Origin of the sequence: Moritella dasanensis ArB 0140, assembly GCF_000276805.1 — a bacterium.
GTDB classification, from domain to species: domain Bacteria; phylum Pseudomonadota; class Gammaproteobacteria; order Enterobacterales; family Moritellaceae; genus Moritella; species Moritella dasanensis.
Genome location: NZ_AKXQ01000027.1, coordinates 15,084 through 32,420 on the forward strand (window position 1 = coordinate 15,084; position 17,337 = coordinate 32,420).

A 17,337-nucleotide genomic window follows, 5' to 3' on the forward strand; every position below is an offset into this window, starting at 1 on the left:
ATACAACATTTAGTCACAAAAATGTATGTGCAATTATTAGCGGTGTGAATAGATGATTAAACCTAGAATAAAAAGTGAATTGAAAAGAAATCAAATACTTGATGCAGCAACAGTGCAATTTACCCAGCATGGTTACGCAGCCACCAGCATGGATCTCATCGCCAAACTAGCCGGTGTATCTAAACAAACGGTCTATAGCCACTTCGGTAATAAAGATGAGTTATTTATTACCGCCATCAGTTATAAATGCGAATTATTGGGCGTAAGCGAATTATTACCTGAGAATCTAGGGCCTGTTGAATCAACTTTAACCTTATTCGCACAAGGCTTTTTTACCATGATCACATCAGCTGACTCTATGGCCGTACATCGAACTTGCGCAGCCGAGTGTGTTGCCCACCCGCATTTATCTCGATTGTTTTTTGAAGCCGGCCCGCTATTTGTTATCGATAAATTAGCTAGTTGTTTAGCCGAGTATCATCGCCGTGGCGAGCTGGATATCGAAGACTGCCGTGAAGCAGCAATTCAGCTCCTGGCTATGATTAAAGGTGAGCAATGGACACGGTTAGAGTTTAATATTGGAGAGTCGTTAACAGAGCAGGAAATTAATCATTATTTACAACGTTCTGTGCGTCTGTTTGTGCGAGGATATCAAAGTTTAGGTTAGGATTTAAACTTAAGCTTTTAGTAAACACAAAAGTCATCAGGGCTATACTGAACTTGCAGATGTTGGTTTAGCATAACCCTGTTTATTACCTTCTTTTTATATGGCGCTATTCACCACTGTTAAGCGTGGCACTAAACCAATCTAACTTGCTGGCCAACTGCGTTACCCCACCAATAATAATTAATGACGGACTTTCTGCTTGGGCGGCAAGATCACCAAGATCTTTTAATGATCCGCGTAATGTACGCTGCTGTTTACTCGTGCCTTTCTCAACTATCGCCACCGGCATATCTGCATCCATACCGTGCTCGATAAGGTTACTCGCAATACCACTGCTTTGGGTTAAGCCCATATAAAACACTAAGGTATTGGTGGATTTTCCGAGTAACGCCCAATCTAGCTGATGCGCATCATCTTTTAAATGTCCGGTAATAAACTGCACACCTTGAGTATAATCGCGATGAGTCAGCGGGATCCCTGCGTATGCAGCGCAGCCTGACGCGGCCGTGATACCCGGTACCACTTCAAAAGGTATATTGAACGGTAATAAGGCTTCGAGTTCTTCGCCACCACGGCCAAAGATAAACGGATCTCCCCCTTTCAAACGGATCACTTGTTTGCCTTGCAAGGCTAGCTTAACCAACAGATCGTTAATCCCGCTTTGTGGCACACAATGATAGCCCGCTTGCTTGCCGACAAAAAAACATTCTGCATCGGGATGGATTAACGCGATGATTTCATCCGATACCAAGCGGTCGTGTACAACCACTTCAGCTTGTTGTAATAGACGTAATGCTTTAACGGTGAGTAAGTCTGGATCACCTGGACCCGAGCCTACCAAAATCACTTTCCCTGTCTGACTTATGGCCTGTAGCTCATTTTCTGTTGTTGGTCTTGTTTGTCCAGTCATTCTATATCCTTAGCTACTACGCCAGCCATCTCGACTAGCCACTTTTTATATACCTAATAAATACCATAGCTGTGCAAGGCTTACCAATAGCGGAGTAGTATAAGTTATACCAAGCGAAGCAAGATCAAAAAAGGCGCGATCTTTCGACCGCGCCTTTTGGTATGTATTTGTTTATCGATTATTAATTAAGCTTATTATCATCGCGGTTTACTTCAACAAAATCACCTTCGATAGCACCGTCATTTTTAGCCTGGCTATCTGCCGCTGGCGGTTGTTGAAATGGTGATGACTCGCTTGAAGAATGCGTTGATGAATAGCTGAAACCTTGCGCATTACCCGTAAACGTCGATTGCGGAATAATACGATCTTTGTACTGGGCGATAATGGCTTTAGCTAAACGGCCACGAATGTGTGGTGTTAAGACTAACAAACCTAACGCATCAGTCACAAAACCTGGGGTAACCAGTAATACACCACATACAAGTAGCATAATGCCTTCAACAATCTCTTGTCCCGGTGCTTCACCCGCTGCTAAACGTGCTTGTAATTTTTGCACCGTCTGTACGCCTTGGCTACGTACTAAATACGAACCAGCAAACGCAGTTAAAATAATAATACCAATAGTCAGTTCTGCACCTAATAACGAGCCTATCGACATTAGTACATACACTTCAATTAATGTCATCGCAGTAAACAGGAAAAATAAACGACCTAACACATTAACCTCTCAAAATTCAGTTGGGGGTAGACAGTATAACAAGCAATAATCTTGTCATGCACTTATCTACAAAATCCGTAAAAAACGGTTATGATATAAAGTAACATAAGGGCATTAGCCCCATTTTCAAGCTCTCGCCTAATAGATAGTCCATAATACTAACTGGCAGACAGTGTAATTAAGACAACTAAAACAGCATAAAGTTGGAAAAAATGAATCTAAAATCGATCCTATTATTAGCCAGTAGCCTCGCTCTGCAAAGCACAATACCCGTATTCGCCAATAATAATTTTAGCCTATTTGCCAATAAACAACAAAGCCCGCCGGCATTCTTACCTGTCGAAGAAGCCTTTGTATTTTCGCAATTACAGCAAGGCCAACAGCTCAATGTGTTCTGGCAAATTAGCGACGGTTATTATTTATATAAGAACAAACTGCGTGTTAGCATTAATGGTAATGAACACACGGTCCAAGGCTTGCCTGCAGGTAAAGATTATCATGATGAATATTTTGGCGATGTGGAAATTTTTCAGTACGAGTTACAGTTGTCAGTACCCATTGCCGAGCTAGCAGCCAAAAGTGAAGTCATCATTCACTATCAAGGTTGTGCAGTGGCAGGGTTATGCTACCCACCCATGACAAAAACATTTATTAGCCAATAATACTGTAAATAATGTCACTAAATTCAATATTACCTAATAAGACTTACTCCTTTACGGCAGGTCTACGCATCACTATATGAGTTGATTTTTCTGGGTTGTCGATAAAATAATAAACATCGAAACCCAGCTCTCATTCTCGCCACATTAATTTGATAAATGCGGTGAATTGAGCGTAGATTAGATCTTAAACACCATATTTAATATCAAGTATCTGAAAAATAGTTCTGTAAAGAGAGCACTTAAAAGGGAATTATATGAAATTTAGCCACAAAATTGTTATTGCGTCTTCCATTTTAATTATAACGACGGTTAGCTTGCTCTCGGTAAAGCAGGTCATGACTGTTCAGTCAGAACTTGAGAGTACGATTGAACACAGCATTGACGATATAATGCAAAGTGTTAAAAATAACGTAGTCGCTGAAATGGAAGGCCGTAAAGATATTGCGCGCTATGTCACCGAGATTGCTCAGCAAGACTTGTCACCCGCTGCAATCAAGAGCGCATTAGCACAACCAGCCCTTAGTAAGCCGTTTCTACTCGTCGGTGGTGGGTTAGATACTAATGGCAAAGCAATTTCAGGCAGTGCGAGTTGGGATCCAGGTCCGTCGTGGGACTCACGCCAACGCCCTTGGTATAAAGATGCAAAAAAAACCAATGATCTTATTGTCACCGCGCCGTATGCAGATTCTGTAACCAATGACATTTTGATTTCTATCGCCACCCCGCTTAACAAAAATGGTCAATTTATGGGCGCGTTATTTTTTGATGTTAGTCTTGTAGGGCTTGCAGAACTGGTCAATAACGTCAATCTATTTGATGCTGGTTATCTATTTATTGTCGATAGTAATGGCGCAACAATTGCTCACCCAGATAAAGATAAAAATGGTAAAGCGTTTACCTCTTATCAAGCAAATATTGAAATTAAACAAGAAGCCCAATCTGTTGATATAAACGGTGCCGAGTTTGTTTTTGATTTTGTCAAAGTACCGAATCAAGATTGGTTTATTGGTGTCGCTCTTGACCGAGATATCGCCTTTGCTTCGGTGGCAAAAATGCGCACAGAATCGATAATATTTACAGTTTTCGCGCTGATTATAAGTATTATTATTTTATTACTATTGATTACTAAATTGATGCGACCACTGGGTTTCTTAAGTGATTCGATTCAAGATGTAGCATCTGGAGATGGCGACTTAACGCAACGTCTCAAAACGGATGTTGATAAAGAGTTTGCTATCCTTGCTTCTGGGTTTAATGTTTTTACAGAAAACTTACAAGGTCAGATCACCCAACTTAAATTGATTGGCAGCGAAATTTTGCAGAATGCGGAAGCGACAGCTCAAGGTTCGGAAGGCGCGACAATAGCCATGCAAAATCAGCTTGAAGAACTTGAGCAGTTAGCAACCGCGATGAATGAAATGGCGGCAACATCAACGGATATGGCAGGTAATGCCCAAGGCGCAGCTGCTGCAGCTCAAGAGGCTGATGAGGCGACTCAACAAGGCACCTCGATTGTGAATAATACCACCGAGTCTATCAATGAACTTTCAGGTCGTATCGATGAGGCTGTCGCCGAAGTTAAATCATTAGAAAATGCCACTGGTAGTATCGCGACAGTTTTACAAGTGATTAACGATATAGCAGACCAAACCAATCTACTGGCACTGAATGCTGCGATTGAAGCGGCACGTGCAGGTGAGCAAGGCCGTGGTTTCGCTGTCGTTGCCGATGAAGTTAGAAGCCTTGCGCAAAGAACACAAGAATCTACTATGGAAATACGTACTATGATTGAGCAACTTCAGTCTGGTACAAGCTCAGTGGTCAGAGCGATGGGGTTAAGTAAAGAAAGTGCGGCAAGTACCGTCAATAAAGCGTTAGAAGCAAACTATGCCCTGCAACGTATTCGAGATGCAATACAGTGCATCACTGATATGAATATGCAAATAGCTTCAGCGGCAGAAGAACAAAGCTTAGTGGCAGAGGAAATTAATTCCAATACTTTAAAAATTAAAGATTTTTCTGTGCAAGTTTCCGAAGGCGCAAATGACGCGAATATAGCAATGAAGGTTCAAACCGAAAATGTACGAGAACAAGAAAATATTCTAAGTAAGTTCATCGTGTAATAGGCAACACAGCAGAAACAGCCGAACTCGTTTATTGAAATAAGCCTCCTTGTCGGAGGCTTATATGACTACGTAGCTAGCCTAGATATGTTTACTACGGACCAATACCAATACCGGAAGGACAGCAATCGCCATGTAAATAAAGATATCTTCTTTTACGATTGGATAAAATAATCCCGATACAAAGGTCAGCATAGCGATAGCGAGACTAAATGGCAGCGCCGCATAGATAGACTGTGTCGCGACCGCATCTTCTTCACTGACACATTCAGACATGTAACGCATTGATGCCATGTGTGCAACGCCAAACGTCACCCCGTGTAATAACTGTGACACCATAATTGGTGCAACATCAACAGCGTAACCTAATGTGGTCCAACGAAGCACGCTACCTGCTGCTGCGATGGCAAACATCGTGGCAATACTTATTTTACCAAAGAAGCGTTTACCAAAAGCCAAGAAGAAGATCTCACCGACAACGCCGACACTCCAAAAATAACCGATGTAGGTTTCACTAATGCCGATATCTTGCCAGTACACTGCACCAAAACCATAATAAGCCGCATGCGCGCCCTGTAATAATGACGTAATCGCTAAAAATGGCCAGAATGCCGGACGCTTTAATATCGTCAAAATACCAGAACTGGGTTTACTCGCTGCGCTTTGACCTTCAGGCATATTCTTAGCCGGTGTGATGGTAAGAAAAAATAAGATCCCCAAACCAACGATAATCGACAGCAGAATAATTTTATGATCAAATTTTTCGACAAGAAAACCCGTTAATGCACTCGATAGCATAAAACCAATCGAGCCCCACAAGCGTACTTTGCCATAGTCCATATTATTGTAGCGCACTAACTTGGCACCAATGGCTTCGCCTAAAGCCATTAAAGGCGAAAAAATAAAATTGGTTAAGATCACTAATAAGAAGATCGCGTAGACATTATCGAGGAAATAAAAACCACTAAAAGCCACCATGGCCGTGAGGCTTAAGCGTTGAACGCGAGTTAATAACGAGGCTGTAGAGACTAAATTCCGGGTCAATAATAAGGCGCCAGCAGAACGAGCAACCAATGCAAATGCCAGCATACTGCCGATCATTTCTGTAGAAATACCTTCGCCTTTTAGCCATAGCGACCAGAACGGCAGCAGAATACCAAACACCCCGAAGAAAAAAGCATAATAAAATCCCATCCATATTGATGATGGCAGTGCAAAGCCCATATTTAATCCCTAAATAATGAAATATCAGTCCAATAATGAGCGACATTCTACGCCCTTAGTAATAGATAATCGCTATTTATCAATAAAATATTATGACGATCTAGCCGCTGTTTCATCAAAATAAACCGTGTATTAAAGCAAAACCATCACAAAAAACTACTATTAATACTAAAGTCGTATTGCTAGATATTGACGGCCATGGCATTTTTATTCACAGCAGATGTAAACATAACTCTCGATAAAAGATGCTTACATCCAGATGTGGACAAGGAATTTAATATTATTAAGGAAGAATAATGAGCGACACTAAACTATATCCGGTACCTGCAGAATTTGCGCAAAACAGTTTATTAAATGACAGTGCTTATCAAGCCATGTACAAGCATTCAATTACCGACCCTGAAGCATTTTGGGGCGAGCAAGGGCACATCGTCGATTGGATTAAACCTTATAGCCAAGTTAAAAGCACCAGTTTTCAGCCTGGTAGTGTCGACATTAAATGGTTCCAAGACGGCCAACTCAATGTCTCAGCCAACTGCCTTGACCGTCACTTAAAAGATAACGCCAACAAAACCGCGATTATTTGGGAAGGCGATAACCCAGAAGATTCTGAAAAATTAACTTATCAAGACGTTTATGAAAAAGTCTGCCAATTCTCTAATGCATTAAAAGCCCAAGGCATTAAAAAGGGCGACGTCGTTTGTCTGTATATGCCAATGGTGCCAGAAGCCGCGATTGCGATGCTTGCTTGTACTCGTATTGGTGCTGTGCATACGATTGTATTTGCTGGTTTCTCAGCTGAAGCACTGGCCGACCGTATTGATAACTGTGGCGCTAAATTAGTCATTACAGCCGATGAAGGTGTACGTGCTGGCCGTATTACTCGCTTAAAAGATTGCGTTGATACCGCGCTAGCTAAACCACAAGTGACCACTGTTAACAATGTCATTGTCTTCGCTCGCACTAAAGCAGATATCGCTTGGCATGAAGGCCGTGACCTTTGGTGGCATGATGTCGTTAAAGACCAACCAACTGAATGTGTGCCTGAAGCAATGAATGCCGAAGATCCATTATTCATCCTTTATACTTCCGGCTCTACTGGCAAGCCAAAAGGTGTATTACACACCACTGGTGGTTACCTTGTTTATGCCACTATGACCTTTAAATATGTCTTTGATCATCAAGACACAGACGTATTCTGGTGTACCGCCGATGTTGGTTGGATCACAGGTCACAGCTATTTAGTTTATGGACCACTGGCTAATGCCGCAACCACGGTATTGTTCGAAGGTGTACCAAATTACCCTGATACGGCACGTATGAGCCAAGTTGTAGATAAACATCAAGTGACAACGCTCTATACAGCACCAACAGCCATTCGCGCACTGATGGCGAAAGGTGACGATGCGATTAAAGGCACCAAACGAACCTCATTACGCTTAATGGGCTCGGTGGGCGAACCTATTAACCCTGAAGCATGGCAATGGTATTACAACACCATAGGTAATGCATCAACACCGATTGTTGATACGTGGTGGCAAACCGAAACGGGTGGTATTTTAATTACCCCACTGCCTGGTGCAACGATGCTAAAACCTGGTTCCGCAACCCGCCCATTCTTTGGTATTAGCCCTGCGCTAGTAGACAATGAAGGCAACATATTAGAGGGTGCGAATGAAGGTAACTTAGTTATTCTAGATTCTTGGCCTGGCCAAATGCGCGGTATTTACGGCGATGAAGATCGATTTGAGGAAGCTTACTTCTCTACATTCCCGAACATGTATTGCACTGGTGATGGCGCGAAGCGTGATCTTGACGGTTATTACTGGATCACTGGTCGTGTCGATGACGTACTGAATGTATCTGGTCACCGTATGGGTACAGCTGAAATTGAAAGTGCACTGGTTTCTCACAGTAAAATTGCTGAAGCAGCGGTTGTCGGTGTACCACATGATATTAAAGGCCAAGGTATTTATGCCTACGTTACTTTGAATGCTGGTGAAGAACCTGATGCAGCCTTGCTTGCAGAAGTGAAGCAATGGGTACGTAGTGAGATTGGCGCGATTGCTACGCCAGATACTCTACATTGGACCCAAGCATTACCAAAAACGCGTTCAGGTAAGATCATGCGTCGAATTTTACGTAAAGTCGCGACCAATGACACCGATTCGTTAGGTGATACTTCAACACTAGCAGACCCTAGTGTGGTTGATACTTTAATTGCCGAGAAACAAGAAGCTTGAAATAAAAACCGTTAGTGGGCAATTGTCCGCTAGCGCTTGATTAACCTTTATCGGTGTAACTTTCGCCTTAGTTACATCGATTTTTTTCGTTTTAAATCCCCGTCACCAACTCGCCGACATTCAGCCAATTGATAATGTGCGCCAGGTTTTACTTAGAGTTTAAACTTTAATAAAATATCAGATAAGACCAGTCAAATGCTGTTATATTCTCCGAAAATCATATAATGTGTAGAGAATTAGCAACAATTGTATTTTATAAACATCTACAATTGGAGTTTTCAGAAAGGCTAACGATGTAGGCATTATTTACGAAGTTAGTGTCATTTTACCAGACAATGGAAGCAATATGTCGCACAAATCAAGAATATTGTTACTCAATGGACCGAATCTAAATCTTTTAGGTAAAAGAGAACCTGAGACTTACGGCTATCAAACACTTAGTGACATTGTAGAACATTTAACCGATGTTGCAACTGAGCACGCTATTGATCTGCGCCATGAACAATCCAACGCAGAACACGAGCTCATTGATCATATTCATGCGGCAATGGGCAATACTGATTTTATCATTATCAACCCAGCGGCATATACGCACACTAGCGTGGCGATTAGAGATGCATTATTAGGGGTTTCAATCCCATTTATCGAAGTACATCTCTCTAATGTACACGCACGAGAACAGTTTCGTCATCATTCCTACCTATCAGATGTCGCTAAAGGCGTTATTTGTGGATTAGGTCCTGACGGTTATGAATTTGCACTGCTTTCTGCTGTCAAACAGCTCAAGCAAACTAACAACAAATAAAAGAGATCATTATGGACATCCGTAAAATTAAAAAACTGATTGAACTAGTTGAAGAATCTGGCATTGCAGAATTAGAAATTTCTGAAGGCGAAGAGTCAGTTCGAATCAATCGTTTTAGCAGCACAGCACCGGCTCAAATGCAGTATGCACCAGCACCAGTTGCTGCAGCACCTATCGCAGCGGCACCAGTTGCTGCCGTTGAAGCTGCACCAGCAGAAGTAGCGGGCCATCAAGTTCGTTCTCCTATGGTTGGCACATTCTATAATGCAGTCTCTCCAGGCGCTGCACCTTTTGTTGCAATCGGCCAAACAGTTAATGTTGGCGATACGCTATGTATCTTAGAAGCAATGAAAATGATGAACCAAATTGAATCAGATAAAGCCGGCGTAGTGAAAGCTATCCTAGCAACAGACGGTCAAGCTATTGAGTTTGATGAACCTCTTTTCATCATTGAATAACTACGGAGTTTCCAATGTTGGATAAAGTTGTTATCGCCAATCGCGGCGAAATTGCACTACGTATTCTTCGTGCTTGTAAAGAATTAGGCATTAAGACGGTTGCAGTACACTCAACAGCAGATCGTGAATTAAAACACGTATTATTAGCTGATGAGACAGTTTGTATTGGTAAACCAGCGGCTGTAGACAGTTATTTAAATGTACCTGCAATCTTAAGTGCAGCAGAAATCACGGGCGCGGTTGCCGTTCACCCGGGTTATGGTTTCCTAGCTGAAAACGCTGATTTTGCAGAGCAAGTTGAACACTCAGGTTTTATTTTCATCGGCCCTAAAGCTGAAACTATTCGTCTAATGGGCGATAAAGTATCTGCGATTGCGGCAATGAAAAAAGCCGGCGTACCTTGTGTACCAGGCTCTGATGGTCCACTTGATACTGACGCACAACGTAACAAGAAAATTGCTAAGCGCATCGGTTACCCGATCATTATTAAAGCTGCCGGTGGCGGTGGTGGTCGTGGTATGCGTGTTGTTCATGAAGAAGCTGACTTGCTTGATTCAATTGCGTTAACACGTAATGAAGCCGGTTCATTCTTTGGCAATGACATGGTTTACATGGAAAAATTCCTAGAAAACCCACGCCACATCGAAGTGCAAATACTGGCTGATGGTCAAGGTAACGCGATCCACCTTGGTGAACGTGATTGTTCACTACAACGTCGTCATCAAAAAGTAGTTGAAGAAGCACCAGCACCGGGTATTACTGCTGATCTACGTCGCCATATTGGTGAACGTTGTAGCCGTGCTTGTGTTGATATCAACTATCGTGGTGCTGGTACGTTCGAATTTCTTTATGAAAACGGCGAATTCTATTTCATCGAAATGAATACCCGTATTCAAGTTGAACATACCATCACAGAAATGGTTACTGGCATTGATTTAATCAAAGCACAGTTACGTGTTGCTGCTGGTATGCCATTAACGATATCACAAGATGAAGTTCGTTTAACCGGCCATTCAATTGAGTGCCGTATTAACGCTGAAGATCCAGTGACATTTATTCCAAGTCCTGGTCAAATCAAACGTTTCCATGCCGCTGGCGGTTTTGGTGTTCGTTGGGAATCGCATGTTTATGCGGGTTATAAAGTGCCACCGCACTACGATTCAATGATCGGTAAGTTAATTACTTTCGGTGAAAATCGTGACGTAGCTATTGCCAGAATGCGTAATGCATTAAGCGAAATGGTTATTGATGGTATCAAGACTAATATCCCACTGCATCTTGAAATTTTAAAAGATGAAAACTTCCAAAATGGTGGCACTAACATCCATTATTTAGAGAAGAAATTAGCACTTAAAGCAGAAAGTAAAAAATAAGCTAAGCTTTAATAAATACAGGAAAGCCCAAGCGATTTACTCGTCTTGGGTTTTTTATTACCCCTATTTTGATTACCGACATCGTTATCATCATCATAATTATCTGGTACTACCTGTGAAATAAAACAGCTAACTCGCCATATTAGCCAATCATAATCCTCACTGCCGACTCAAAATCTGTAAAAAATAAGACATAAAAAACTTTAAAAAAATCTGATGAACGTAGGCTTAAAGCCATTTATAACTTTAAATCTCGTTGCTTAGATCATTTATTATGATCCTGCAAATAGTTTTACCTATAGGCACTTTTTTTACTCCCGGAAAGAAACGCACTGTGTACAAGCCCTTGTTACCACTATAAATTTTATTGTAGTTTAATAGCAATGCTAACAATGAGATAGGATATGTCATTGCTTCAATTTTATTATAGGGAATCATTATGAAGCTTAAATCGATACTTTCAGCAGCCATTTTTACTGGCTTATGCTCAACAGCCGCTATGGCAGGGACAATCACATCACAGGACGATAATGTCGTCGTTGGTTATTGGCACAACTGGTGTGACGGTCGTGGTTATCAAGGCGGTAACGCGCCCTGTGTCGAACTCGAAGCAGTTAACCCACAATACAACGTCGTCAATATTTCATTCATGAAAGTTTATGATACCGCTGAAGGCCGTATTCCAACATTTAAACTTGACCCAACGATAGGCCTGAGTGAAGCAGAATTTATCGCTCAAATTGATACGCTTAACAGCCAAGGACGTAGTGTATTAATCGCGCTCGGCGGCGCTGATGCGCATATCGAACTAACACGTGGTGACGAAGATGCACTCGCCGCAGAAATCATTAGACTCACGGATCTTTATGGATTTGATGGGCTCGATATCGACTTAGAGCAAGCCGCCATAACAGCAAAAGATAATCAATTTGTTATTCCTGCAGCATTAAAAATGGTGAAAGATCATTACCGTAAAACGGGTGATAATTTTATGATCACCATGGCACCGGAGTTTCCTTACTTAACCGCCAATGGCGCTTACACTCCATACCTCTCCGAACTTGATGGTTATTATGATTTTATTAATCCGCAGTTCTACAACCAAGGTGGCGATGGCCTTTGGATTGAAGGGCTCGGCTGGATAGCACAAGATAATGACGCGTTAAAAGAAGAGTTTATTTACTACATTGCTGACTCGCTGATTAACGGCACCCGTAACTACCATAAGATCCCACATGATAAATTAGTCTTTGGCCTACCTTCGAGTATCGATGCGGCGGCGACCGGATACATTAAAGACCCACAGGATTTATATAACGCTTTTGAGCGTTTAAAAGCCCAAGGCCAGCCATTACGTGGCGTGATGACTTGGTCAATCAACTGGGATATGGGAACAAACGCAGCAAACAACAGTTACAACCAGCAGTTTATTAAAGATTATGGCAATTATATCCATAATCAATTACCGCCCGTGACAGATATGACGCCGACCTTATCGGGGATTGTCGATACGCGTGTCGAGCTCAACAGCAGCTTTGATCCATTAATCGGGATCACAGCCAAAGACTATCAAGGTAATGATATAACTGCAGATATCGCTGTAGAAGGAAGTGTTAATACCAATCAAGTCGGTGACTACCTATTAACTTACAGCGTCAGCAGTGATGATGAAACCACTAAGCAACCTCGTAAGATAACCGTATACGAAATATTGCCTGCTTTTACAGGTATAACTGATACCACCATTGTCATTGGTAATGAATTTGATTCAATGCAAGGCGTTAGTGCCAGCCATCCGACGCAAGGTGATCTCACCGCCAATATCACCGTTACAGGTGAAGTTGATACTAATGCCGTTGGCGTATACGAGCTAACTTACACCCTACTTTATGGTCAGGACAATCAGCAGAATATGACTGATAAACGTATCGTTACCGTTGTCAGTGATGCTGTGAGTGATGATGATTGGCAAGTAGGTAGTACTTATGTCAAAGACGATAAAGTTACTCATAACGGCGCGACTTGGACAGCGCAATGGTGGACGAAAGGTGAAGAACCAGGAACGACTGGCGAATGGGGAGTTTGGCGTTAGTATAAAATAGTTAAACGCTTTCTAAATCAAGCAACTTAAAGACAGATAATTTAAACATGATTTAAAAACAAAGCCAGTATTAACAAACGTTAATACTGGCTTTTTCACGACTAGAGTAACTAGATGATAAACGAATTATTTATCTGCTTTACCGGCCGCATTGGCAAACTTAGCCAACTGTTTATCAAACCAGAAAGGCCTCGTTTCATTATCTTCACAACGTTCTTTACGGCGAATGGCGTTACGCACCAGCATAGTACCTATCCAACGTACCGGTTCAGGTGGAAAGCTGCCCTTAGGCCCAGTGGTTAAACCGTTATGGCTCCACTTATCATTATTGCCCAATAGCATAGAGGATAAGATCTTACCGCCAATCCAAGTTTGGCCAACACCACTACCGGAATAACCAAAACCATAATAAATATTGCCAGAGTCCTCAATTTTGCCGAAAAATGGTAGTCCCGTCGCCGAACGATCCGATGGGCCAGTCCAAGTCACTGCAAATTCTTCATCCACCAGCATCGGGAACAATTTATCAAACGATTCGCGTAGTAGTTTGCCATACCCTGTAGGCTGATCGAATAAAGGTCTGACTGCATTACCATAAGAAAAATGATTTCCGCCCTTACCTAACATTAATCGCCCGTCTGGTGTAGTACGGTAATAATGCACAAACGTGCGAGAATCCAATACGGTTTTACCATCAACTAGCCCCATCTTTTTTAACTTTTCGGGTATCGGTTTGGTGATCGCCATGTCTGAAGACACCACCACAATTTTATTTTTAAATTGCGGAAATTGCTCTAACATCCAAGCATTCAGCGCCATCACTGATTTAGTCGCATAAATAGTGCCTTGCGGGGTATTAATCACAACCTTATGCTTGGTGTCCTGAGTGCTATTGCTTAAGTTAATCGAGTTTAGTGAATTATCCTTAATCGCTAACATCGGGGTATTTTCATAAATACGCACCCCGAGTTGCTCGGCTACGCGCTTTAAACCACGAGCTAATTTACCCGGTTGCACGCTCGCCGCAACCGGAGAGAAATGCCCTGCTTGGTGTAATTTAGAACCCGCATGCTGTTGTACTTTCTGCGCTTGCCATGCCTGCCAACTGTTTAATTCATGTTTATCTAACGCCGCTAATGTCGCGTCTAAACCACCAGTCTGTGCGGTATTGGTGGCAGTAAACAAAGTGCCATCACGGCGTAATTCCGCATCAATCTGATACTTTAAACAAAAGGCTTCAATTTCATCCACCGCTTGCTCTGATGCTTTGACCAACTCAACCGCCTGCGCTTCACCATACAAACGTTGCATTGACAAATACTTCGTCGACCACGTCAACATGCAACCACCATTACGTCCTGATGCCCCACTACCACAGAGACTTTTCTCTATGATCATGACATCAAGTGTTGGTTGCTGCTGTTTGAGCTGGATCGCAGTCCATAACCCAGTGTAACCACCACCGACAATACACACATCTGCAACGGTATCAGCGGTGAGCGTTTGTGGTGACACGTTATTGCGGTAGTCCGATTCAAGATCCATTGCTTGCTGGAACCAAAAAGGTTGAAACTCAGGCTGCTTAGTCATGATCACACTCGGTGTAGTTTTTATTTTAATGTAAAAAAATAGCTAACCATGTGGCTAGCTATCAAGGTTTAAGGTTTAAGGTTTAAGCATTAGCCATGAACGACTAAAACCAAAAGACTCAACACCACTATTATGGACGTTCTCCAGCGGCTAAACGGGCATCAATATCGGTAACGACTTGTGGTAGGTCTGCAATCGTATCAATCAAGTAATGAGCATTAAATGGCGTGAAACGGTCACGGGCTTTTTCGCGTGCTTGGTGTAATGTCGCTTCGTCTGCAGCAAGGTATTCAGCGAGGGTTAAACCTGCTTCATTACCTGATAACAATAAACCGACAGTCCACATACCGGCATTATGACCTTCTTCAATACCCGGTACTGAATCATCAACCTTGATACAAGCGCCAACATCCGTCACTGCCATATCAATCACATTTTTAAGTACCATGTACGGTGCAGGACGACCACCAGCAGGTAAATCATCCGTCGCTACAACACAATCTGGCACGTAACCTTTTTCTGCCGCAATGGGTATTAACTTGTCCATGACTACACGTGGATAACCAGAACATGAACCAATTTTAACGCCTTGCTGTTTTAGGCCATTTACCACATCTAATGCATGTGGAATAGGATCGGCATGCTCACCTACTTTAGCAATTTGTAGCGGCATAAATGTTTCGTAAATTGCATCAATATCAGCTTTGCTGATTGTTGTGCCAAACTGCGCCTGCCAGCGTGCTGCTACAGCGGGTAATTCAGATACTGCTTTAATGTGATCCCATTTACCCAGACCCATTGGTACGCGCGCTTCTGCTAAGCTAATGTCAAAATCATACTGCGCTTTAAATGCGGCAATAAAAATAGTCGTTGGGGCAAATGAACCGAAATCAACGATAGTGCCCGCCCAATCAAAAATAACAGATTGAACATGGTTAAGCTTTACTGACTGATCTTGTACGATGTTAGACATAATAATATTTTCCCAAGTAACTTTTTATTAATGATCATGTTATTAATGATGATGTTATTAATGATTTGTGAATAATTTCATTCATTAATTTATGTATGAATAATTGCCTATATCCGTGTTAACGATTGTCTTAACATGTTATTAATTATGCCTTTATTTCCCAATGCTTCGCTGTTTCCATCGCCACTAATAGACGTTGAATATCGCTAGGATGGACATCACCAATGTTACCGATACGGAAACAATCAGCGTTTGACACCTTACCCGGATAGATAACAAAACCTTGCTCTTTCAGGCAGTCGTAAAATGCTTTGAATTGGTAATCACTGTGTGTCGGAGAATAGAATGAGGTGATGATTGGTGAATGTAATGACGCATCAAGTAGCGTAGAAAAACCCAGTTTCGCCATACCCGCAACTAACGTGGTTTGATTTTCTTGATAGCGTTGATGACGCGCTGCAATACCGCCCTCTTCCTCAAGTTCTAATAACGCTTGGTAGAATGCACGCACCGTATGAGTTGGTGACGTAAAGCGCCACTTGCCGCCATTTTTTTCCATGCAATGCCACTGGTCATATAGGTCCAGCGTTAATGAGCGCGCTAATCCTTTGCATTTTTCTAGTTCACTTTGACGGGCGATAACAAAACCAAAACCCGGTACACCCTGAATACATTTGTTGGCAGAACTGATCAGGAAATCAACCCCTAATTCAGCCACATCCAGCGGGATGCCTCCAAAGCTCGACATCGCATCCAAGATAACGATCTTACCGTGTTGTTTCGCTAGCTGAATAACCTCATCAATCGGGTTTAACATGCCTGTTGTGGTTTCACAGTGCACAATTGCGACATGGGTAATACTGTCATCGGCGATTAATTTCGCTTCGACTTCAGCAATACTTGGTTGCGCCGTTTCACCTGGGGCAATAACGTCACAAGCAATATTTAAGTAATCAGCGATTTGAGCGATACGGGCACCGTATGCGCCGTTATCAACCACCAGCAGTTTGCCATCGGCAGGAATAACACTACCAATTGTTGCTTCCACTGATGCGGTACCGCTACCTTGCATCAATACACTGGTATAACCCGCTTGTGGGGTTGCTAATTGAACTAACTTAGCGCGGATAACTTCAACAATATCTTTGTTATATTCATCATCCCAAGTACACCAATCTTTTAGCATGGCTTCTCGAACACTTGTTGTAGTAGAAAGTGGACCCGGTGTTAGTAATAAATATTCGTTTTTCATCTCTGCTTCCATTTGGACTATACCAGTTGATGAGAACTCTAGCAGTGGATGACTAGCTGGGTAAATAGCCCAACAGCAGAATTCACAAAAGCTTCATATTCGCAAACGTTAAGAAAAAACGGCGAGAAAAGTACAGAGATAAAAAACCAGAAATAAAAAACCAGAAATAAAAAACAATAAAATATATTAATTAATAAAACTGCCATTAAGCGGTCATATTATTGTCATAAAACAGCTC

At 42.1% G+C, this 17,337-nt stretch carries 14 protein-coding genes; 8 read left to right on the forward strand and 6 right to left on the reverse strand.

Annotated features, from left to right (window positions below):
- Window positions 1-52 precede the first annotated feature (52 nt).
- Window positions 53-667, forward strand: a complete 615-nt coding sequence (locus A923_RS0118320; RefSeq protein ID WP_017223150.1) for a TetR/AcrR family transcriptional regulator — start codon at window positions 53-55, stop codon at window positions 665-667.
- Between the two features lie 106 nt (window positions 668-773).
- Here the strand turns inward: A923_RS0118320 and cobA are convergent, their stop codons facing one another.
- Window positions 774-1,577: a uroporphyrinogen-III C-methyltransferase gene (gene cobA / locus A923_RS0118325; RefSeq protein ID WP_017223151.1), complete on the reverse strand. Its 804-nt coding sequence runs from the start codon at window positions 1,575-1,577 to the stop codon at window positions 774-776.
- A 181-nt stretch (window positions 1,578-1,758) separates the two neighbouring features.
- Window positions 1,759-2,295, reverse strand: coding sequence for an FxsA family protein (locus tag A923_RS0118330; protein ID WP_017223152.1), 537 nt, complete (start codon window positions 2,293-2,295; stop codon window positions 1,759-1,761).
- A 212-nt stretch (window positions 2,296-2,507) separates the two neighbouring features.
- On the opposite strand from A923_RS0118330, the gene A923_RS0118335 reads away from it, so the two are divergent.
- On the forward strand, window positions 2,508-2,957 hold the full coding sequence (locus A923_RS0118335) for a protein-disulfide reductase DsbD domain-containing protein (protein ID WP_017223153.1): 450 nt from the start codon (window positions 2,508-2,510) through the stop codon (window positions 2,955-2,957).
- A gap of 254 nt (window positions 2,958-3,211) precedes the next feature.
- The gene (locus A923_RS0118340; protein ID WP_017223154.1) at window positions 3,212-5,080 is read left to right on the forward strand and encodes a methyl-accepting chemotaxis protein; all 1,869 of its coding nucleotides are present in this window, start codon (window positions 3,212-3,214) and stop codon (window positions 5,078-5,080) included.
- Between the two features lie 81 nt (window positions 5,081-5,161).
- Here A923_RS0118340 and A923_RS0118345 read toward each other — a convergent pair whose 3' ends face one another.
- On the reverse strand, window positions 5,162-6,304 hold the full coding sequence (locus A923_RS0118345) for a 3-phenylpropionate MFS transporter (protein ID WP_017223155.1): 1,143 nt from the start codon (window positions 6,302-6,304) through the stop codon (window positions 5,162-5,164).
- A 296-nt stretch (window positions 6,305-6,600) separates the two neighbouring features.
- Here A923_RS0118345 and acs point away from each other — a divergent pair, with 296 nt between their 5' ends.
- From acs to A923_RS0118370, 5 genes are all read left to right on the forward strand, one after another.
- Complete coding sequence (gene acs / locus A923_RS0118350; RefSeq protein WP_017223156.1) at window positions 6,601-8,547, forward strand: acetate--CoA ligase; 1,947 nt, start codon at window positions 6,601-6,603, stop codon at window positions 8,545-8,547.
- 346 nt (window positions 8,548-8,893) lie between these two features.
- Window positions 8,894-9,352 (forward strand): type II 3-dehydroquinate dehydratase, encoded by a 459-nt coding sequence (gene aroQ / locus A923_RS0118355; RefSeq protein ID WP_017223157.1) that lies wholly within the window; start codon window positions 8,894-8,896, stop codon window positions 9,350-9,352.
- 11 nt (window positions 9,353-9,363) lie between these two features.
- On the forward strand, window positions 9,364-9,810 hold the full coding sequence (accB, locus tag A923_RS0118360) for an acetyl-CoA carboxylase biotin carboxyl carrier protein (protein WP_017223158.1): 447 nt from the start codon (window positions 9,364-9,366) through the stop codon (window positions 9,808-9,810).
- 14 nt (window positions 9,811-9,824) lie between these two features.
- Window positions 9,825-11,183 (forward strand): acetyl-CoA carboxylase biotin carboxylase subunit, encoded by a 1,359-nt coding sequence (gene accC / locus A923_RS0118365; protein ID WP_017223159.1) that lies wholly within the window; start codon window positions 9,825-9,827, stop codon window positions 11,181-11,183.
- Between the two features lie 439 nt (window positions 11,184-11,622).
- Complete coding sequence (locus A923_RS0118370) at window positions 11,623-13,275, forward strand: immunoglobulin-like domain-containing protein (RefSeq protein WP_017223160.1); 1,653 nt, start codon at window positions 11,623-11,625, stop codon at window positions 13,273-13,275.
- Between the two features lie 135 nt (window positions 13,276-13,410).
- Here A923_RS0118370 and A923_RS0118375 read toward each other — a convergent pair whose 3' ends face one another.
- The 3 genes from A923_RS0118375 to phnW all read right to left on the reverse strand — a co-directional run bounded on the left by A923_RS0118375 (window position 13,411) and on the right by phnW (window position 17,099).
- Complete coding sequence (locus tag A923_RS0118375; RefSeq protein ID WP_017223161.1) at window positions 13,411-14,874, reverse strand: FAD-dependent oxidoreductase; 1,464 nt, start codon at window positions 14,872-14,874, stop codon at window positions 13,411-13,413.
- Window positions 14,875-15,004: 130 nt separating this feature from the next.
- Window positions 15,005-15,847, reverse strand: a complete 843-nt coding sequence (phnX, locus tag A923_RS0118380) for a phosphonoacetaldehyde hydrolase (RefSeq protein ID WP_017223162.1) — start codon at window positions 15,845-15,847, stop codon at window positions 15,005-15,007.
- Window positions 15,848-15,992: 145 nt separating this feature from the next.
- Complete coding sequence (phnW, locus tag A923_RS0118385) at window positions 15,993-17,099, reverse strand: 2-aminoethylphosphonate--pyruvate transaminase (protein ID WP_017223163.1); 1,107 nt, start codon at window positions 17,097-17,099, stop codon at window positions 15,993-15,995.
- Between the last annotated feature and the right edge of the window lie 238 nt (window positions 17,100-17,337).